An 18,540-nucleotide genomic window follows, 5' to 3' on the forward strand; every position below is an offset into this window, starting at 1 on the left:
TGCCCGACAACCCCCATGCTGCTCATCTACCGCATTAAGCATAAATGAGTTGTCAGTTGACAACTCATTAAAAACAAGGAATGATATGCACCATGGTGGACAGAAAGCGACATCCCAGCAAAGAGATTGAAGCCGCATTATGTTACGCAGAGTTCCATGGGTGGCTGGTGGTTGCTAAGGGCCATCACGCATGGGGCAAAATGTACTGCCCGGCAAATCTGTCGGCGTGCCGCTGTGGTGAATACTGTCTGACCTGTATCTGGCGCACCCCGAAAAGCGCGCAAAACCATGCCAAAGCGCTGCGGCGCGTGGTAGACAACTGTATCGCCACCCGTGAGTGGAAAAAGAGGGAAGGATTATGACGGACTATCATTTCACCCTGCGGTTTGAACTGCCTGAATCAGCCAAATCCATCGACGCATTACTGGAAAAACTGGCGGAGGCAGGATGCGACGACGCGCTGGTCGGTGCCGGTATGGCAGGTAAGCTGGCACTGGAGTTTACGCGCCACGCCGACTCGGCGAGTCACGCACTCGGCAGTGCGATAGAGGATGTGCAGTCTGCCATTCCGGGCGCAGTCATGGTTGAAGCCGCACCTGACTTTGTCGGCTTAACCGATGTCGCCGATCTTATCGGCGTATCCCGTCAGAACATGCGGAAACTGATGGTCACGCACAGCAAACAGTTTCCGCTACCGGTTCACGATGGCAAAACGGCCATCTGGCATTTAGCCGATGTGCTGGAGTGGCTGGCACAGCGTAATCACTACCAACTGCCTGCGGTCACCTGCGAGCTGGCACAGGTGACGCGTCGGCTTAACGTGATGGGATCCCTGCAGCGCTACGGTTATCAACATTCGTGATCAGTGTGGTATCAGAAAGATTGTCGCCAGGCCCAGAAAAATAAAGAAACCACCAGTATCGGTGATGGCGGTAATCAAGACGCTTGAGCCCACGGCGGGATCGCGTTTCATTTTCGTCATGACCAGCGGCACCATGACACCCATAACCGCAGCCAGCAGGAGATTCAGCACCATCGCCAGCATCATGACGCCGCCCAGCGCCATGTTATCGTACATGAGCCAGGTCACTCCGCCCATAATGGCGCCCCAGAACAGGCCGTTAATCAAAGCGACGCCGAGTTCACGCATAAACAGGAACGAAAAGTTCCCCGGCTCAACCTGATGCAGGGCCAGGGCGCGAACAATCATGGTGATGGTCTGATTACCGGTGTTCCCACCTATCCCGGCAATAATCGGCATGAGCGTAGCAAGGGCGACAATCTGCGAGATAGTGCCTTCAAACAGACCAATGACGCGTGAGGCAATAAATGCCGTACACAAATTGATTGCCAGCCATGCCCAGCGGTTGCGCACGGATTTGCGCACTGGCGCGAAAACATCTTCTTCCTGACTGATCCCACCCATTTTTCGGATATTGCTTTCGTTCTCTTTGTTAACCAGATCAACAACATCTTCAATGGTGATGCGGCCGATGAGTTTACCCTGCGCGTCAGTGACCGCCGCTGAGATCAGGTTGTAACGTTCAAAGGCACTGGCTGCATCTTCGGCTTTATCATCAAGCTGAAACGTGGTGGGATGCGAATTCATCACGTCGCTCACCATGGTCTTGGGTTTGTTCAGCAGAATAGCGGTTAACAGCAGTTCGCCCAGCAGTTGGTTGTTTTCATTGGTGATAAAGATTTTGTCTGTACCGTCCGGCATGCTTTTGCCTTTCCGCAAAAAGCGTTGCACTGTGGCTAAGGTCACATCCTCGCGCACCGTGAGGATATTGAAGTCCATAATCCGGCCCACGCGATCCCGGTCGAACTGCATCACGCTCAGGATGCGGGCGCGCAGGTTAGGCTCAAGCGAGGTCAGCAGGCGTCCGGTGAGGTCGCGTGGCAGGTAACGTACCAGCCAGGCCTGATCGTCAATGTCCAGGGGTTCCATAGCCTGCAGGATGGCGCGATCGCTCATCTCTTCGGTCAGGCTGTCCCAGACGGTTTCAGAGGCTTCAACCAGCACATGACCGCGTTTCTCACCCGGTACCAGGCTCCAGAGTGCCAGACGCGCTTCTTCAGGCAAGGCTTCAAGAATATCGGCAAGGTCAGCGGCGTGAAGCTGGCTGATGTCTTGCTGCAGAATTTCACGATTTATCGCATTTTCACGTTGCTGCTCAGCGGTGAGATGGCTGGCTTTATCCAGCAATTCATCCACCAGATCGTGCTCATTGAGCAGCAGCGTCAGAATACGATGACGAATTTCACTTAAACGTTGAGTGTGTGAGGCAGACACATTGCATCCCTATAGTCTGAAAGCACTTGCACGAAGTGTAGCGTTTTGACCGAAAAAGGGATGTAAAAAATGGCGCTGATGCAGGGGATCGCGCGTCGATTAATCAGGTTATGACATCTTATGATTAACGGCTGTCAGAAAGCGTGGTGATCGCCGGAGGCGAGTCGGTTTGTTTTTGCTGATGATGCTCGAAAGCCGCGGGCAGGATAAAGACGAGGCGACTAAACAGAATGATAAAACTGATGAGTAAAACAATCCGCGTCATGCTGACGCTTTTTTTACGTCTTCGTGGAGAAAGGGCGCTGTTCACGCAGTGTAATTCCTGTAAAAACCCAAGACGGGCGACAGCAATATTTAGTCACAGTCGCCCGCTGAAATCAACCGCTGTTTAAAAAAAATACAACAATGTTAATAACTGGCTTTCTGCGCCAGGAGCGTCGCAAACCGGCAGTTTATCCGGTTGCCATTTTCATCTTTGCGGTGTAACTGACCCCAGTTTTCGTTGTACTTCACGATGTGCCAGTTGCGATAGTAATGACTTAACTCGCCGGATTTAAAGGCAAAAGGGAAGTCAGACGGACAGGGTGCATCCTCGGTATTCATAGCGGCAACAATCAGGTTGAAGCCATTTTTCACGGTGCAGGCCTGCATATCGGCAATCAGCTGGGGGATAGTTTCCGGCTGTAAAAACATCATCACCACCGTAGAGATCGCCAGCTGGTACGCACCGTTGAAACGCACCTGGTTTAAATCCTGCTGCGCCGTATGAATGCCGGTCAGCCCTTCGGCGGTAATAATCTGATTCAGGCGTGCCAGGCTTGCCGGATTATGGTCCCAGGCAGTCACTTCGAATCCATGTTGATTCAGAAACAGCGTGTTGCGCCCGCTCCCGCATCCCAGGTCAAGCGCTTTGCCGGGCGTAAGCTTAGGCAAGGCGTCAACCACTTCAGAATGGGTGGGCGTTAAGCCGTAGGTATCGGCAAAATAATGTTCAGTTCGTAATGTCATCGTCATCGGTTCGGTGATGCGGGCAGTCAGTGCCCGCACGATCAGGCTTCTGCGAGAATCAGTTTCCAGCCGGTTACTTCATCCCAGTAGGTTTGCTCACGCTCCAGGTCGAGTTGCACCAGGTTATTCTGACTGAAATAGCCTGCCGGAAAAGTGAGCGTCCAGTGGCCGTCATCGCAGGTGAGTTTTAACGCGTCCGGGCGAGTCGTGGCCTGGCGCTGGTTATTCAGCAAGGTCCCCAGACGAAGCAGAAAGATAAGGGGCAAAAACTGCTTCTTCTTAAACAGCGTCACGCGCGGCAGCTCATCTACCTTCACCGCTTTACGGTGAAATCTGACCAGCGCCGCCAGCAGCATTTGCTGATCCTGATTAAAGCCTGGCAGGTTGGTGTTCTGCAGGATATAGGCTGAATGGCGCTGTAAACCACTGTGATTAATGGTCAGCCCCACCTCATGCAACATGGCAGCCCATTTCAGTAGCGCAGCCAACTGCGGATTCGCCAGTTTGGGATTTTGATCGCGCCACTGCAGATAGAGCTGTTCCGTCGTCTCCAGTACGCGTCGAGCCTGATCGCTGTCGATGGCGTAGTGATTCGCCAGGCTCTGAGCCGTACGGCTGCGAATATCTCGATGGCGGAAACGGCCTTCCATTTCGTACAGCACACCTTCACGAAGTGCGCCATCACTCAGCGTCAGTTCACGGATAGCCAGCGCGTCAAAGACGCCGCAGAGAATGGCCAGGCCCGGAACGAACACGCTTTTACGCTCCTCAGACAGGCCCGGCAGGCTCAGCGCAGCAAATGACTTGTGCTTAATGACTTCGTCATACAGTTTCGTCAGGCGCTCAGGGGTAATCAGCTTCTCTTTCTCACCCATCGCCAGCAGCACCTCACAGGCGGCTTTGATGGTGCCAGACGCGCCCAGCGCATATTGCCAGCCGTGCAGACGGTACTGCCAGGCCAGCGTTTCCAGCTTCTGCGTGGCGGCCAGGCGGGCGCGACGAAAGTTCTCAACGCTGATTTCACCGCCGGGAAAATAAAGCTGGGCAAAACTCACGCAGCCCATGCGACGGCTTTCTACCAGCTGCGGCTCAAAATCTTCACCGATCACTAATTCCGTTGAACCGCCACCGATGTCGATGACCAGCTTGCGGCCTTTTTCCGGCTGCGTATGTTCAACGCCCATAAAAATCAGGCGCGCTTCTTCGTGACCGGAAATCACCTCAATCGGGTAAGGAATAACGTCAGCCGCGCGCTGCAAAAAGGTTTCGGCATTCACCGCCTGCCGTAACGTATGTGTGCCCACGATCGTCACGTTGCTGGCGTTAAAGCCCTGCAGACGTTCAGCAAACAGCGCCAGGCAGTTCAGCCCGCGTTCCATCGCCTCTTCGCTCAGGTAATTTTTGGCATCCAGCCCATCGGCCAGATGTACCCGTTGCTTCAGACGCCCCAGAACCTGCAAAGCGCCATCCACCACGCGGGCAATTACCATGTGGAAACTGTTGGAGCCAAGGTCAATTGCCGCAAACTCTTGAGGTTTCGGCGTACTTTTTTGGGAGATAGGCATAGGCGTTATTCAGGTTGTTCCAGCTTCTTAATGTAATCATAAATGGCCATCTGCGACCGTACTTTACGACGATTACCGCGCTGAACGTACTGGTTAGTCAGCTCTTTATCCACAACACGTGCTTTAACGGTGTCGCTAAGCTGAATAGCAATAATGTCCAGGATGCGCTGCTTTATCTGTGGATCAAGGATCGCCACGGCCACTTCGATGCGATAATCAATGTTACGCGTCATCCAGTCCGCGGACGAGAGAAACACTTTCTTATCACCACCGTTTTCAAAAATGTATACGCGGTCGTGTTCCAGGAAGCGGTCAACAATACTGATCACACGAATGTTTTCACTGATCCCGGGCAAGTCTGGAATCAATGAGCACATTCCGCGCACCAGTAAATTAACATTTACGCCAACGCTGGATGCGGTATAAAGCCTGTCTACCAGCCCTTTGTCCACCAGGTTGTTAATTTTCAGCGTAATCCCACTGGGGCGTTTTTGCTGCGCGTTGGCGATTTCGTTATCGATCAAATCATACAACATGCGACGCGAGTTTTGCGGAGAAACCATTAAATGGTCAAAGGTCACCGGGCGATAGGGATTTTCAATAAAGTTGAAGACCCGGCGCACTTCATTGGTGATACGCGCATCGGCGGTTAACAGGGAATAGTCCGTGTAAAGGCGTGCCGTTTTTTCATTGAAGTTACCCGTACCGATGTGGGCGTAGCGCACGATCTCCTCGCCTTCCCGGCGGGAAATCAAAAACAGCTTGGCGTGAATCTTCAGCCCGGGCGCGGAGAAAATAACGTGTACACCGGCTTCCGTCAGGCGTTTTGCCCAGTAAATATTGGCTTCTTCGTCGAAACGGGCCTGCAGCTCGACTACAACGGTCACTTTTTTCCCGTTATAGGCGGCATGAATCATCGCATCCATAATGCGCGAATGCTTGGCGACGCGGTAAATATTGATTTTGATCGCCAGCACGCTCGGGTCGAATGACGCCTGACGTAACAGTTCAAGAACATGCTCGAAGGTGTGGTACGGATAGTAAAGCAGCACGTCGCGATTACGAATGGCATCGAAACCGTTGCGGAAACCGTCAAAGCCAATATGGCGGATTTGCGGCATCGGCCGGTTAATCAGGTTGTTCTTCCCGACGTTAGGGAAGCCGATAAAATCTTTAAAGTTGTGGTAGCGCCCCCCCGCCAACACGGAGTCGTAATTTGAAATCGACAGCTTGTCGCACAGTAGCGCCACCATCGAATCCGGCATGTCGCGCTGATAAACAAAACGCACCGGTTCAGCGGTCAGACGCTGTTTCAGGCTGGATGACATCAGTTCCAGCAGGCTGGATTCCATTTCTGTCACCAGGTCGTACTCCGCATCACGCGTCATTTTCATCGAATAGGCGTTGAGCGTGTCGTAGTCATAGAAACCTTTAAAAATATCATCCAGACAATACCGCAGGATGTTATCAAGCAGGATCATAGGCTTACGGCGACGGGGAGGTTCGGCTGGCAGATTGATGAAGCGTGGCACTTTATCCGATGGAATTTCCAGCAGGGCGTACTGAATATCCTGACCGCGAATAATTTCAACCGCCAGGTAGGTGTAATCGTCTTTCAGAAACTCGGTTAAATCGGTTTCATGAGTAATCAAAATCGGCGTGATGTGCTGACGCAGCTCATGCTTAAAGTAGTGGCGCAGCCAGCTTTGCTGGTTAGGTGACAGCTGACGTTCGTTTATCAGGAATATTTGATTACGCGCCATCTCCAGCAGCAGGTCGTTATACAGGGCGTCAAATTCCTGATCTGACTTCAGGACGCGCTGTTGAATCTTTTTTAACAAATGGCGTGGCGTGCTGGCGGAGCCTTGCTCTTCGCCAATCAGGATACGGCGTTTCAGATCGGCAAAACGTACCTTGTAAAATTCGTCGAGGTTGTTCGAGTAAATACCTAAAAAACGCATACGTTCAATCAGCGGATTACCTTTATCTGCCGCTTCCTGCAAAACACGTTCGTTGAAGCACAACCAGCTCATTTCTTTTTCGATATAAAGCTTTACCTGACCCATTCTCACTCCGTATGACGGTTGCAGGACTGACGACGATACAGTATCCAACAGCATTATGGCGAGAGTATGGCAGGGTTGTCCAACAGCAAAAGTTGTCTTATCAACCAGCTACGGGCAACATAGCGACTCATTTCCGCCGCATAACCAGGGCCGCATGAGCGTAAACCATATTCCTGTGCAGTTTAGCGATCGCCGACGTCGTGCTATTGACCGTTTCACGCGGCGCCTCGTCACGTGTTGCGGAGCGGCCATTCTGCTACTGATGATGCTGTTGTTCTTTTGGTTGCTTTGGGTGGTCCTGCCGTTATTCAGCGCGCCGGGCGTGCAAAGCGTCAGCAGCCAACGTCTGTGGGATTCGGCACCGGCTCTGGCGATAGGCAATCTGGGCGACGTAGGCTGGCGCATCAGCCGCGATGGAAGGGCGCGCTTTATTCCGCTGAACGGACAACCGGCAGCTCCGGCATTAGGGCTTTCGCCCGTGCCGGAGCAGATAGTAACCAGCGCAGACGACAAGACGTTGCTGCTTAATGCCCAGGGCAGTTTAACCCTGCTGCAACCGGTGATAAGCCAGGGCGAAGGCGAATGGCATTTCCCATTGGGCGATAAGGTGTTTCGCCTGCCACAGGGCGGAATAAAAAAGATGGCGCTGGCCACGATTAGCCCTGACCAGTGGCGCATCGCCGCCTCCGGTGAGTCCGGAGTAAACCTACTGACGCTGGGCACCAACCAGCAGGCGTCGCTGATTACGCTGCCGGCCCAGCAACCTCAGCATCTGTTACTGTCACCCAAAGGCGACCTGCTGTATACCACCGAAGGTAACCTGCTGCAGGTCTGGCAAATTGATGACGGGCGAGCCTGGCTGCGCGAAACGCAGACGCTGGCTCAGCCGCCCCGGCAGTTGCTGTTACTGGCTGGCGGGCAAAGCCTGCTGATCCAGGATGACAGCGGCATTTCTCAGTGGTTCTCCATAGCGGGTCAACACGGCCTGCGCTTACACCGCATCCGGACCTTTGAGCACAGCGCCGGACAGGCCACGATGATCGGTGAGCCACAGCGACGGGTGTTTGCCACGGTTGATCAGACCGGCATGCTGAAGGTGTTTGCCAGTAAACAGAACGGGCCTATCCTGCAACGGCAACTGGCCGCTGGTATTCTTCAGGCCCAATTCTCCCCCCGTGGTGACAGCCTGCTGCTGGAGCGGCAGTCAGGCTGGGAAACGCTGAAGCTGACGAATCCCTGGCCGGATGTGACCTGGCGTAATTTCTGGCAAAAAATCTGGTATGAAAACTATCCCAAGGCCGACTGGGTCTGGCAATCCACCAATGCTGGAGACAGCTACCAGGCGAAATTCAGCCTGATCCCAATGGTCGTGGGCACGCTGAAAGCGGCCAGTATGGCTCTGCTGTTTGCCACGCCGCTGGCGCTGGCCGCCGCGATGTATACCGCGTGGTTTATGGCACCGGGCCTGCGTCGTTGGGTTAAGCCCGCCATTGAGATGATGGGGGCGCTGCCCAGCGTGGTGATCGGACTGATCGCCGGATTATGGTTAGCGCCGCACGTAGGCCAGGCGTTAGTGGGCGTGCTGCTGCTGCCCGTGACGCTTGCCGGCAGCCTGCTCGGCTGTGGCGTAGTGAGCCGTCGCCTGCCTGAGCGCTGGCACCAGCCAGGACGAGAGGTGTTGTTGCTTCTGCCTGTGCTGCTGAGTGTCACTCTGCTGACGTTAGGGTTGCCGACCTTGATCGTACCCGATGCCGGGGACTGGCTACCGCATTACGCGCAACGTAACCTGTTGGTGGCGGCGCTGGCGATGGGGTTTGCGCTGGTACCGTTAATTTTTACCCTGGCTGAGGATGCCCTGTTTAGCGTGCCGGCTTCGCTGGGACAAGGCTCGCTGGCGCTGGGTGCCACGCCCTGGCAAACCCTGACGCGAGTTGTGCTGCCGGGCGCGTCGGCGGGGATTTTTGCCGCCTTGATGATTGGCTTTGGCAGGGCGGTCGGCGAAACCATGATTTTATTAATGGCGACGGGTAATACGCCGCAAAGTGAAGGCGGCTTGTTCAGCGGCCTGCGTACGCTTTCCGCCAACATCGCGATCGAGATGCCTGAAGCGGCCGTGGGCAGCGCCCATTACCGAATTTTGTTCCTGAGTGCGTTTTTATTGCTGATATTTACGTTAATGATTAATACCCTGGCAGAACTCATCCGGCAGCGCCTGCGCCATCGCTTTAGTCAGTACAAGGAGCAGGCATGACGGTGATGCGACAAAACGACCGCTGGCGCTGGTTAACGGCCGGGGCCGTGACGGTGTGCCTGTTGGCGTTTACCTTATTGATAGGATTGCTGGGATGGCAGGGGCTGCGTACCTTTTGGCCTCATAAGGTTGAGCTCTATACCTTTACGCAGCCTGACGGCAGTCACACCCGGCTGCTGGGTGAAACCCTTGAGCGGCAGTCACAGTATCCGGCCCCGGCTGGCAATGCAGATGACCCGCACGCGACGCTGCATCGCTATTTGATTAAAACCGGCAACCGTGACTGGGCCGCACCGGATTTTCGTATTGCGCTCAGCAAGAATACACCGGCAGTCAGCCAGCCTGAGGCCATCATGGTGTTACAGCGCCGCAGTTACGGCAATGCTTACGGCTGGCTTGTGGGCCTGCGCGAAGACAATGAAGCGCTGACGGCCAAAAACATCAATGCACTTTTACAGCAGCGCCTTGAACAGGTGCAGATTCTGGTACGTCAGGCCAACGAAATCCGTCGTGTTGATATGGCCCGGCTGAATCAGCAACTGGATCAGCTAGACGATCAGGCTGAACAGCAGCGTGAGGCAAAGCAGTTTGATTTGCAGGCGCAGTCAGAATATGACGCCAATCAGGCTGCACTTGAGCGTCGGCTTATTCAGCTCAATGACAGGCTGAACAATCTGCAAGAGGAAAGTCAGCGTGACGCCTTAATTCTGCGTGACGTTAACGGTATCGAGCACAGTATCCCGCTGTCGCAGATCGTGGCGGCCTGGCAACCCAATGCCATGACGTTGACAGAAAAAACAGGGCACTTTTTCCACCAACTGTGGCGCTTCGTCAGTGATTCGCCTGCCGAGGGCGAAAGCGATTTTGGCGTTTTCCCCGCCATCTTCGGCACGGTTCTGATGGTGCTGCTGATGTCCGTGGTTGTTATGCCGTTGGGGGTGATTGCAGCCGTCTGGCTGCATGAATATGCCGGACGCAATGCCTTGACCCGACTGGTACGCATCGCGGTGGTGAACCTGGCGGGCGTACCATCCATTGTCTATGGTGTGTTCGGACTGGGCTTCTTTGTCTGGCTGGTGGGCGGTTCGGTCGATCGGCTGTTCTACAGCAGCGCGCTGCCGAATCCCACCTTCGGCACGCCGGGCTTGCTCTGGGCATCGCTCACGTTGGCCCTGCTGACCCTGCCGGTGGTGATCGTGGCAACGGAAGAGGGCTTATCCCGCATACCGAACAGCCTGAGACAGGGATCGCTGGCGCTCGGGGCGACGCAGGCCGAAACCTTATGGAACGTGGTGCTGCCGATGGCGGTTCCGGCGATGTTAACCGGGCTGATTCTGGCGGTAGCGCGCGCCGCGGGCGAAACCGCGCCATTGATGCTGGTCGGCGTGGTAAAAATGGTACCGGAATTGCCGGTTGATGCGGTGTTTCCCTATCTGCACCTCGACAGAAAATTTATGCATCTGGGCTTTCAGATTTATGATTTAGCCTTTCAAAGCCCCAATACCGAAGCCGACCGGCCGCTGGTGTTTGCCACGGCGCTGCTGCTGGTGCTCATTATTCTGTTGCTGAACCTGCTAGCCATGGGCCTGCGTCACCGTCTGCGTGAACGCTATCGCCTGATGACTCAATAACTGACGATGACTACAATGCCCGAAACTGATATTGCGCTAACCGTTGATCACCTTTCGCTCTGGTATGGTGAGCGCCAGGTGCTTCAGGATGTCTCGCTGCAGCTACCCAAAAACCGTATTACCGCCCTGATTGGGCCGTCCGGCTGCGGCAAATCAACGTTGCTGCGCTGCTTTAATCGTATGAATGACGTGATCGATAACTGCCGCATCGACGGCGAGATTCTTCTGGAGCAGCAGTCGATCATGCGGCCTGCCCAGGATGTCTCTGCGCTGCGTCGCCGGGTCGGTATGGTTTTCCAGCGGCCCAATCCTTTTCCGAAGTCGGTCTACGAAAACGTGGTGTACGGATTGCGCTTGCAGGGCGTGCGCGACAAGCGGGTACTGAATGAGGCCTGTGAACGCGCACTCCGTGCGGCGGCGTTATGGGGAGAAGTGAAAGATCAGCTGGCACAGAATGCCCTGACGCTCTCCACGGGGCAGCAGCAGAGGCTGGTTATCGCCCGCGCCATTGCGATTGAGCCGGACGTGCTGTTACTGGATGAGCCGACGTCGGCGCTGGACCCGATTTCAACGCTGGTGATCGAAGAACTGATGAGCACCCTGAAACAGCACTTCACGCTGGTGCTGGTGACCCATAATATGCAGCAGGCCTCACGTGTGTCGGATTACACGGCCTTTATGCATCAGGGATCGCTGGTGGAGTTCGACACAACAGACAAGATTTTCACGACGCCGAAGGTGCGCCGGACGGAAGATTACATCACCGGACGCTATGGCTGAAAAGGGCAGGGAGCCTGGCTCCCTGCCTGTTACTCGTGGGCGTAGCCCTGAAGCGGTAACGGCTTACCATCCAGCCAGGCCTTTCCCTCACGCATGGCCAGGCGGCCTTCAACAAACCAGTTAATCACCAGCGGATAGATGGCATGTTCCTGATGTTGCACGCGCTCGGTAATGTCCGCTTCGCTGTCTTCGGCAAAAACGGGCACCTTGGCCTGCAGAATCACCGGACCACCGTCCAGTTCATCCGTTACGAAATGCACTGACGTGCCATGCTCCGCATCGCCATTTTCCAGGGCCTGGCGGTGAGTATGCAGTCCGGGATATTTGGGCAGGAGCGACGGGTGAATATTCAGCAGTCGGTCGTGATAATGCGCCACAAAACCCGGGCTTAAAATGCGCATATATCCTGCCAGCACCACAACATCCGGCGCACAGGCGTCGATCTCACGCATAAGCTGGCGATCAAAACTTTCACGGTCGCTAAAGTCACGGGCGTCCAGGGCAATAGCCGGAATGCCTGCCCGCTCTGCGCGGACTAAGCCATAGGCGGAGGCTTTATTACTGAACACGGCAGCGACGCTGCCGTGAATACGCCCGTTTGCACAGGCGTCAAGGATGGACTGAAGATTACTTCCGTTGCCGGAGATCAGCACAACCAGCTTTTTCATGACGTGATGACCACACGCTCTTCCGCTTCTGATGCCTTAATCACGCCGATTTTCCAGGCATTTTCACCGGCGGCGCGCATTAGTTCAACGGCTTTATCCGCGTCGGCAGGGCTCAGGGCAATCAGCATACCCACGCCACAGTTGAACGTACGGTACATTTCGTGACGGCTGACGTTACCAGCCTGCTGCATCCAGCTAAACACAGCCGGCCATTCCCAGCTTTTTTCGTCAATCACGGCCTGGGTGTTATCGGGCAGCACGCGTGGAATGTTTTCCCAGAAGCCGCCGCCGGTAAGATGCGCGATAGCATGCACATCGACCTGTTCGATCAGGCTCAGAATGTTTTTGACATAAATGCGGGTAGGTTCCAGCAAATGATCGGCCAGCGGTTTGCCTTCGAGCTGCTCAACCTGCGGATCGGTCCCGCTGACTTCCAGAATTTTGCGCACCAGAGAATAACCATTGGAGTGCGGGCCGCTGGAGCCTAATGCGATCAGGACATCGCCGTCCTGCACTTTGCTGCCGTCAATGATTTCTGATTTCTCAACGACGCCAACGCAGAAGCCGGCCACGTCGTAGTCTTCGCCATGATACATGCCCGGCATTTCGGCCGTTTCGCCGCCCACCAGTGCACAGCCTGACTGCAGGCAACCCTCGGCGATACCGGTGATGACCGCCGACGCGGTATCCACATCCAGTTTGCCGGTGGCGTAGTAATCCAGGAAGAAGAGCGGTTCAGCGCCTTGTACCACCAGATCGTTGACACACATCGCGACCAGATCAATGCCGATAGCATCGTGGCGCTTAAGATCCATCGCCAGACGCAGTTTGGTGCCTACGCCGTCGGTGCCGGAGACCAGCACGGGTTCACGGTATTTTTGCGGCAGCGCACAAAGCGCACCGAAGCCGCCTAGTCCACCCATGACTTCCGGGCGACGCGTCTTTTTCACTACGCCTTTAATACGGTCAACCAGAGCGTTACCAGCATCAATATCAACACCGGCGTCTTTGTAACTGAGAGAGGTCTTGTCGGTCACTGCGAGGTCCCCACGCGAGTTGCGGTTGGTGGTTTAATATAAAGCGCGGCAATTCTACCAGCGCAGGCAAACGTTTGCGAGTCTCAGATTGCGTCCCCGGCGATTTTCATCAATCCTTACTTTGCCATGACAAAATGCCTCTGATTGCGCAAGCACATGTGGCACTGCGGCGAAAAGGCGGTATAATCCCGCGATTTTTTTTTAGCTCAACTCACTCCGGGAGAACAACAATGAAGATCGTGGAAGTCAAACACCCGCTGGTCAAACATAAACTGGGACTGATGCGTGAGCATGATATCAGTACAAAGCGTTTCCGCGAGCTGGCCTCTGAAGTCGGCAGTCTGCTGACGTATGAAGCGACCGCCGATCTGGAAACCGAAAAGGTCACCATTGAGGGCTGGAATGGCCCGGTTCAGGTTGATCAAATCAAAGGTAAAAAAATCACCGTCGTGCCTATTCTGCGTGCCGGTCTGGGCATGATGGAAGGCGTACTGGAGCACGTACCCAGCGCGCGCATCAGCGTTGTTGGCGTCTACCGTGATGAAGAAACGCTGGAGCCGGTGCCTTACTTCCAGAAACTGGTTTCGAATATCGAAGAGCGCCTGGCACTGGTGGTTGACCCCATGCTGGCCACGGGCGGCTCAATGATTGCCACGATAGACCTGTTAAAGAAAGCGGGCTGCAGCAGTATCAAAGTGCTGGTGCTGGTTGCGGCACCTGAAGGGATTGCCGCGCTGGAAAAAGCGCATCCGGATGTGGAGCTTTACACCGCTTCTGTGGATCAGGGGCTTAACGACAAGGGTTATATCATCCCAGGCCTGGGTGATGCCGGTGATAAAATCTTCGGCACCAAGTAATGATGAAAATCCGCGGCGCCATGCATCACGCTGTTTTCAGCCTGCAGCAGCAGGCCGAGCCGCTTTTTTCTGTTGTAACACATAAAGAAATGAACCAGCCGACCAGAGAGTCGGCTTTTTTTTGCCTGAAAACAGACCACTCACTCAAGGGGACTTTTAATGACTCGTCGCGCTATCGGCGTTAGCGAACGGCCGCCATTACTGCAAACGATTCCGCTCAGCCTGCAGCATCTGTTCGCCATGTTTGGCGCCACCGTGTTAGTGCCAATTCTGTTCCACATCAATCCGGCGACGGTATTGCTGTTTAACGGTATCGGTACGCTGCTGTACCTGTTTATTTGTAAGGGAAAAATCCCCGCCTATCTGGGTTCCAGCTTTGCCTTTATTTCACCCGTGTTGCTCCTGCTGCCGCTGGGTTATGAAGTAGCGCTGGGCGGTTTTATTCTGTGTGGCGTGTTGTTCTGCCTTGTCGCGCTGATCGTTAAAAAAGCCGGAACAGGCTGGCTGGACGTGATGTTTCCGCCAGCAGCAATGGGGGCCATCGTTGCCGTCATTGGTCTGGAACTGGCTGGCGTGGCCGCGAATATGGCGGGGCTGCTTCCAGCCGAAGGCCAGTCGCCAAACGGCACAACCGTGTTGATTTCGCTGGTGACCCTGGCGGTTACCGTTTTTGGATCGGTTTTGTTCCGTGGATTTATGGCGATCATTCCTATCCTGATCGGTGTGCTGGCCGGTTACGCGCTTTCCGCCTTCATGGGCATCGTGGACTGGAGCGGCGTTGAACAGGCGCACTGGTTTGCCTTACCGACGTTTTATACGCCGCGCTTTGAATGGATTGCCATGTTGACCATTCTGCCCGCCGCTCTGGTGGTCATTGCTGAGCATGTGGGCCACCTGGTCGTGACGGCGAATATCGTTAAAAGAGATCTGGTGCGCGATCCCGGACTGCATCGTTCCATGTTCGCCAATGGCTTATCGACGGTCATTTCCGGGTTCTTTGGATCCACCCCGAACACGACATACGGCGAAAACATTGGCGTCATGGCGATTACCCGCGTTTACAGTACCTGGGTGATTGGCGGCGCGGCCATTTTCGCGATTTTACTCTCCTGCGTCGGCAAACTGGCGGCCGCTATTCAGGCGATTCCGGTGCCGGTGATGGGCGGCGTATCCCTGCTGCTGTATGGCGTTATCGGCGCGTCAGGTATCCGTGTCCTGATTGAGTCCAAAGTGGATTACAACAAAGCGCAAAACCTGATTCTGACCTCCGTTATCCTGATTATTGGCGTCAGCGGGGCGAAAGTACATATCGGGGCTGCCGAGCTGAAAGGCATGGCGCTGGCCACGCTGGTCGGCGTTGCGCTGGCCTTAATTTTTCGCGTCATTTCCCTCCTGCGTCCAGAAGAAGTGATTCTGGATGCGGAAGACAACCGCGAGTCGTAATCCCACCGTCAGCGGTCAAAAGTCGGGCAGGGATGCCCGATTCATCTCTGGCCGAAAACTATGATAGACTTGCCCCGATTTTTGCTTGTTCTCTTGCTGAGGTGCTTCTGAACACGCCGGCACAATTGTCATTGCCACTCTATTTACCTGACGACGAAACCTTCGCCAGCTTCTGGCCGGGTGAAAACCCCTCGCTTATTGCCGCGATTAAGGGTGCGCTTAGCCAGCAACATGGCAGCTATCTTTATTTCTGGTCTCGTGAAGGGGGCGGTCGCAGCCATCTGCTGCATGCCGCCTGCGCTGAAATGTCTGCACGCGGCGAAGCCGTGGGCTATGTGCCGCTCGATAAACGCACCTGGTTTGTCCCGGACGTGCTGGAAGGCATGGAGCAACTGCCACTGGTTTGCATCGATAATATTCAGTGCATTGCGGGAGAAGAGGCCTGGGAAATGGCGATTTTCGATCTTTATAACCGCATTCTGGAAACCGGCAATACCCGGTTGTTTATTACCGGCGATCGTCCACCGCGTCAGCTCAATCTGCATCTGCCCGATCTGGCATCGCGCCTCGACTGGGGGCAGATTTATCGTCTACAGCCGCTCTCCGATGAGGATAAACTGCAGGCTTTACAGCTGCGCGCCGGACTGCGGGGATTTGAACTGCCTGAAGACGTCGGGCGCTTTTTGCTAAAGCGCCTTGACCGAGAAATGCGCACGCTGTTTGATACGTTGGATCGTCTCGACAGCGCATCCATTAGCGCCCAGCGTAAGCTGACGATTCCCTTCGTAAAAGAAACCCTTGGCCTCTAAAGGATTTCCAGTACCGCTTCTGGCGGACGTCCCAGGCGGGCGCGATCGCCGTTGATCACAATCGGTCGCTCAATCAGTTTGGGATTTTCCAGCAGCGCGTCCAGCAACGCGCTTTCCCCGATGTCAGGCCGATCCAGCCCCAGCGCCGCATAAAGCGGATCCTTACGACGCATTAACTCACGGGCACTTTGCATATCCAGCTTTTGCAGCAGGATCTGTAACGTCTGGCGATCCGGCGGCGTGTCCAGATAGTGCACGATCTCCGGGGCGATGCCGCGCTCTGCTAGCAGCGCCAGGGTTTCCCGGCTCTTGCTGCAGCGTGGATTATGATAAAAGGTCACCATACTGTTTATCCTCGTTGATACTGCTTAAAGCGTTGCTGGAGCTGGCGTAGCTGGTCGATGCGGGCATCGTAACGGGCCTGTTTCAGGCTGCCGAGCGGCACCAGTGAACTGGCCCGGCTTAGGGCGCTAATGGCCTGATCCAGCTGGCCGCTCAGCGCCAGACTTTCGGCGCGGGCAAAGAGCTCCTCATCTGTCAGCCCCTGCTGCGCGGAAGCCTGGGCCAGCAGATCCCATCCGTTGGTATCGTCTTTATGAGTCCAGGTATAGCGGTTGAGAATGCGGCTGGCGTTCGCCGGCTGTTTCGCTTCCACATAGGCATTAGCGAGGTTCAACTGGACGACCGGGCTGGTTTTTGAGGCCTGGGTCGCGGTCAGCATCGCTATCGCCTGCTGCGGTTGATTCAGGCCGATGTCAATGTCAGTCATCAGGTCCAGCAGCCAGACATTTTCAGGTTGTTTCGCCAGTAACGGTGCCACGATCCTTTTCGCCTCACCAAAGCTTTTAGCCTGCAGGAACTGCACGGCTTTACCGTACTGCGAGGCCAGCTGTTCGCGGGAATTACCGTTAGCATATTGCGTAAGCAGTTCGTCCGTTAACTGGTTACGGCCAGTCGAATACATGCCTAATGACCGCACTTTGGCCAGATAAAAGTCTTGAGACGACTGCACCACCACCGGACGCATCTGGTTTGCACGGTTGCGCGCATCGGCAAGACGGCTGTCAGGCAGGGGATGGGTTAACAGGATTTCCGGAGGCTTCGAAGAAAAGCGGCTCTGATCGGCCAGTTTTTGCAGGAAGTTAGGCATGGCTTGCGGGTCAAAACCGGCGCGCTGTAACACCTGAATACCGATGCGATCGGCTTCCTGTTCATTATTTTGGGTAAAGCTGATAATCCCCTGTTGGGTGCCGGCCAGCGTACCGGTCAATGCGGCCATGCCCATTTGTGGGCTGGCCATCGCCAGTAAAATTGAACCCAGCGCGCCCACCCAGGTGAGCGGGGCATTACGTTTTTGATCTTCCATTGCCCGCGCCAGATGGCGCTGCGTGACGTGGGAGATTTCATGGGCCATGACTGAGGCCAGCTGGCTTTCGTTATCCGTAAAACGGAACAGGGCCGCATGCAACACCACGTTGCCACCAAAGAAGGCGAAGGCGTTGAGCTCATCGTTCTGAATCAGGAAAAAGTGGAAGGGCGTTTTAACGGCGTCCGCATGCGAAACCAGCCGCTGCCCAAGTTGGTTGATGTACTGATTCAGCAAAGGATCGTTAATCAGCGGGGCACTGGCGCGGAGCTGGCGGACGTAGAAGTCGCCCATCTGGAGCTCCTGATTAATCGACAGAGTCGATCCTGCCGTGGTCCCCATATCCGGCAGCGAATCACTGATATCCGCACGGGCGGTCAACGGGCCGGATAACGTCAGTGCAGGGAGTAGCGCAGCAAGCAGCGTCTTTTTAAACCGGTTCAACATGCCTTAATCCTGTAATGAATCCCTGATTTGGACAGGTAAGCAGCGGAAATGTTCTGTTTTTTCATCAACAGCGCTACGGTCTTCGTATCTTAACCACAGCCAGGGAAGAATGAAATGGCGTTATGGTAGCCGGGATTGGCGCATTGCCCCTTCCGGGCTTATCGGGTGCTTGCCAACCCCAACCGCCCTGTATCAGTAGTCAGAAAAAGGCATTCGTCTTGCTGCCCGCGCATTGACGACGTGGTGAACCGCTGTCACCGCAATGTCATCTTCCCGTGATGTTGATGTCACACAACCCCGTTAGGTTAAGCGCCAA

General features: G+C 55.0%; 18 protein-coding genes. 9 read left to right on the plus strand and 9 right to left on the minus strand.

Annotated features, from left to right (window positions below):
* Window positions 1-92: 92 nt before the first annotated feature.
* On the plus strand, window positions 93-362 hold the full coding sequence (locus P9J57_RS05810) for a hypothetical protein (protein ID WP_015699752.1): 270 nt from the start codon (window positions 93-95) through the stop codon (window positions 360-362).
* Window positions 359-862 (plus strand): helix-turn-helix transcriptional regulator, encoded by a 504-nt coding sequence (locus tag P9J57_RS05815; RefSeq protein ID WP_015699753.1) that lies wholly within the window; start codon window positions 359-361, stop codon window positions 860-862. Before P9J57_RS05810 ends, P9J57_RS05815 begins: the two co-directional genes overlap by 4 nt.
* On the opposite strand, the gene mgtE is transcribed toward P9J57_RS05815, so the two are convergent.
* From mgtE to ppk1, 5 genes are all read right to left on the minus strand, one after another.
* The gene (gene mgtE / locus P9J57_RS05820) at window positions 863-2,296 is read right to left on the minus strand and encodes a magnesium transporter (protein ID WP_013026712.1); all 1,434 of its coding nucleotides are present in this window, start codon (window positions 2,294-2,296) and stop codon (window positions 863-865) included.
* A gap of 124 nt (window positions 2,297-2,420) precedes the next feature.
* Window positions 2,421-2,606, minus strand: a complete 186-nt coding sequence (locus tag P9J57_RS05825) for a YfgG family protein (protein ID WP_013026711.1) — start codon at window positions 2,604-2,606, stop codon at window positions 2,421-2,423.
* 98 nt (window positions 2,607-2,704) lie between these two features.
* A complete protein-coding gene (tehB, locus tag P9J57_RS05830) occupies window positions 2,705-3,304 on the minus strand; it encodes a tellurite resistance methyltransferase TehB (protein WP_033766119.1) in 600 nt (199 codons plus the stop codon).
* A 41-nt stretch (window positions 3,305-3,345) separates the two neighbouring features.
* Window positions 3,346-4,869 (minus strand): exopolyphosphatase, encoded by a 1,524-nt coding sequence (gene ppx / locus P9J57_RS05835; protein WP_014594297.1) that lies wholly within the window; start codon window positions 4,867-4,869, stop codon window positions 3,346-3,348.
* A 5-nt stretch (window positions 4,870-4,874) separates the two neighbouring features.
* Window positions 4,875-6,935, minus strand: coding sequence for a polyphosphate kinase 1 (gene ppk1, locus P9J57_RS05840; protein WP_014605285.1), 2,061 nt, complete (start codon window positions 6,933-6,935; stop codon window positions 4,875-4,877).
* A 154-nt stretch (window positions 6,936-7,089) separates the two neighbouring features.
* Between ppk1 and P9J57_RS05845 the strand changes: the two genes are divergently transcribed.
* The 3 genes from P9J57_RS05845 to pstB are packed head-to-tail and all read left to right on the plus strand — an operon-like array spanning window position 7,090 to window position 11,597.
* Window positions 7,090-9,186 (plus strand): ABC transporter permease subunit, encoded by a 2,097-nt coding sequence (locus tag P9J57_RS05845; RefSeq protein WP_483279424.1) that lies wholly within the window; start codon window positions 7,090-7,092, stop codon window positions 9,184-9,186.
* Window positions 9,183-10,817, plus strand: a complete 1,635-nt coding sequence (pstA, locus tag P9J57_RS05850) for a phosphate ABC transporter permease PstA (RefSeq protein WP_483279425.1) — start codon at window positions 9,183-9,185, stop codon at window positions 10,815-10,817. Before P9J57_RS05845 ends, pstA begins: the two co-directional genes overlap by 4 nt.
* A gap of 6 nt (window positions 10,818-10,823) precedes the next feature.
* Window positions 10,824-11,597, plus strand: coding sequence for a phosphate ABC transporter ATP-binding protein PstB (pstB, locus tag P9J57_RS05855; protein WP_013026705.1), 774 nt, complete (start codon window positions 10,824-10,826; stop codon window positions 11,595-11,597).
* A 29-nt stretch (window positions 11,598-11,626) separates the two neighbouring features.
* Here pstB and purN read toward each other — a convergent pair whose 3' ends face one another.
* The gene (purN, locus tag P9J57_RS05860; RefSeq protein ID WP_013026704.1) at window positions 11,627-12,265 is read right to left on the minus strand and encodes a phosphoribosylglycinamide formyltransferase; all 639 of its coding nucleotides are present in this window, start codon (window positions 12,263-12,265) and stop codon (window positions 11,627-11,629) included.
* Complete coding sequence (purM, locus tag P9J57_RS05865) at window positions 12,262-13,302, minus strand: phosphoribosylformylglycinamidine cyclo-ligase (RefSeq protein ID WP_013026703.1); 1,041 nt, start codon at window positions 13,300-13,302, stop codon at window positions 12,262-12,264. The genes purN and purM overlap by 4 nt, the downstream gene beginning before the upstream one ends.
* A gap of 230 nt (window positions 13,303-13,532) precedes the next feature.
* Here purM and upp point away from each other — a divergent pair, with 230 nt between their 5' ends.
* The 4 genes from upp to hda are packed head-to-tail and all read left to right on the plus strand — an operon-like array spanning window position 13,533 to window position 16,411.
* Window positions 13,533-14,159: a uracil phosphoribosyltransferase gene (gene upp, locus P9J57_RS05870; RefSeq protein ID WP_013026702.1), complete on the plus strand. Its 627-nt coding sequence runs from the start codon at window positions 13,533-13,535 to the stop codon at window positions 14,157-14,159.
* The gene (locus P9J57_RS05875) at window positions 14,159-14,344 is read left to right on the plus strand and encodes a hypothetical protein (protein ID WP_019106067.1); all 186 of its coding nucleotides are present in this window, start codon (window positions 14,159-14,161) and stop codon (window positions 14,342-14,344) included. The genes upp and P9J57_RS05875 overlap by 1 nt, the downstream gene beginning before the upstream one ends.
* Window positions 14,319-15,602 (plus strand): uracil permease, encoded by a 1,284-nt coding sequence (gene uraA, locus P9J57_RS05880; RefSeq protein ID WP_013026701.1) that lies wholly within the window; start codon window positions 14,319-14,321, stop codon window positions 15,600-15,602. The genes P9J57_RS05875 and uraA overlap by 26 nt, the downstream gene beginning before the upstream one ends.
* A gap of 32 nt (window positions 15,603-15,634) precedes the next feature.
* Window positions 15,635-16,411: a DnaA inactivator Hda gene (gene hda / locus P9J57_RS05885; RefSeq protein WP_014594292.1), complete on the plus strand. Its 777-nt coding sequence runs from the start codon at window positions 15,635-15,637 to the stop codon at window positions 16,409-16,411.
* Here hda and arsC read toward each other — a convergent pair.
* Together arsC and bepA are read right to left on the minus strand one after the other, a co-directional pair.
* On the minus strand, window positions 16,408-16,755 hold the full coding sequence (gene arsC / locus P9J57_RS05890; RefSeq protein ID WP_014594291.1) for an arsenate reductase (glutaredoxin): 348 nt from the start codon (window positions 16,753-16,755) through the stop codon (window positions 16,408-16,410). The two genes, hda and arsC, sit on opposite strands and share 4 nt — an antisense overlap.
* 5 nt (window positions 16,756-16,760) lie before the next feature.
* Window positions 16,761-18,224: a beta-barrel assembly-enhancing protease gene (gene bepA / locus P9J57_RS05895; RefSeq protein WP_013026698.1), complete on the minus strand. Its 1,464-nt coding sequence runs from the start codon at window positions 18,222-18,224 to the stop codon at window positions 16,761-16,763.
* Between the last annotated feature and the right edge of the window lie 316 nt (window positions 18,225-18,540).

The sequence above is a fragment of the Pantoea sp. nfd-35 genome (assembly GCF_056892255.1).

What these genes read in the sequence shown, in the direction of transcription:
- arsC (WP_014594291.1), bottom strand. Translation starts at nt 16,755, where the DNA reads ATGGTGACCTTTTATCATAATCCACGCTGCAGCAAGAGCCGGGAAACC.
- P9J57_RS05875 (WP_019106067.1), top strand. Translation starts at nt 14,159, where the DNA reads ATGATGAAAATCCGCGGCGCCATGCATCACGCTGTTTTCAGCCTGCAG.
- P9J57_RS05810 (WP_015699752.1), top strand. Translation starts at nt 93, where the DNA reads ATGGTGGACAGAAAGCGACATCCCAGCAAAGAGATTGAAGCCGCATTA.
- uraA (WP_013026701.1), top strand. Translation starts at nt 14,319, where the DNA reads ATGACTCGTCGCGCTATCGGCGTTAGCGAACGGCCGCCATTACTGCAA.
- bepA (WP_013026698.1), bottom strand. Translation starts at nt 18,224, where the DNA reads ATGTTGAACCGGTTTAAAAAGACGCTGCTTGCTGCGCTACTCCCTGCA.
- hda (WP_014594292.1), top strand. Translation starts at nt 15,635, where the DNA reads ATGCCCGATTCATCTCTGGCCGAAAACTATGATAGACTTGCCCCGATT.
- P9J57_RS05845 (WP_483279424.1), top strand. Translation starts at nt 7,090, where the DNA reads ATGAGCGTAAACCATATTCCTGTGCAGTTTAGCGATCGCCGACGTCGT.
- pstA (WP_483279425.1), top strand. Translation starts at nt 9,183, where the DNA reads ATGACGGTGATGCGACAAAACGACCGCTGGCGCTGGTTAACGGCCGGG.
- upp (WP_013026702.1), top strand. Translation starts at nt 13,533, where the DNA reads ATGAAGATCGTGGAAGTCAAACACCCGCTGGTCAAACATAAACTGGGA.
- P9J57_RS05815 (WP_015699753.1), top strand. Translation starts at nt 359, where the DNA reads ATGACGGACTATCATTTCACCCTGCGGTTTGAACTGCCTGAATCAGCC.
- ppk1 (WP_014605285.1), bottom strand. Translation starts at nt 6,935, where the DNA reads ATGGGTCAGGTAAAGCTTTATATCGAAAAAGAAATGAGCTGGTTGTGC.
- pstB (WP_013026705.1), top strand. Translation starts at nt 10,824, where the DNA reads ATGACTACAATGCCCGAAACTGATATTGCGCTAACCGTTGATCACCTT.
- purN (WP_013026704.1), bottom strand. Translation starts at nt 12,265, where the DNA reads ATGAAAAAGCTGGTTGTGCTGATCTCCGGCAACGGAAGTAATCTTCAG.
- tehB (WP_033766119.1), bottom strand. Translation starts at nt 3,304, where the DNA reads ATGACATTACGAACTGAACATTATTTTGCCGATACCTACGGCTTAACG.
- ppx (WP_014594297.1), bottom strand. Translation starts at nt 4,869, where the DNA reads ATGCCTATCTCCCAAAAAAGTACGCCGAAACCTCAAGAGTTTGCGGCA.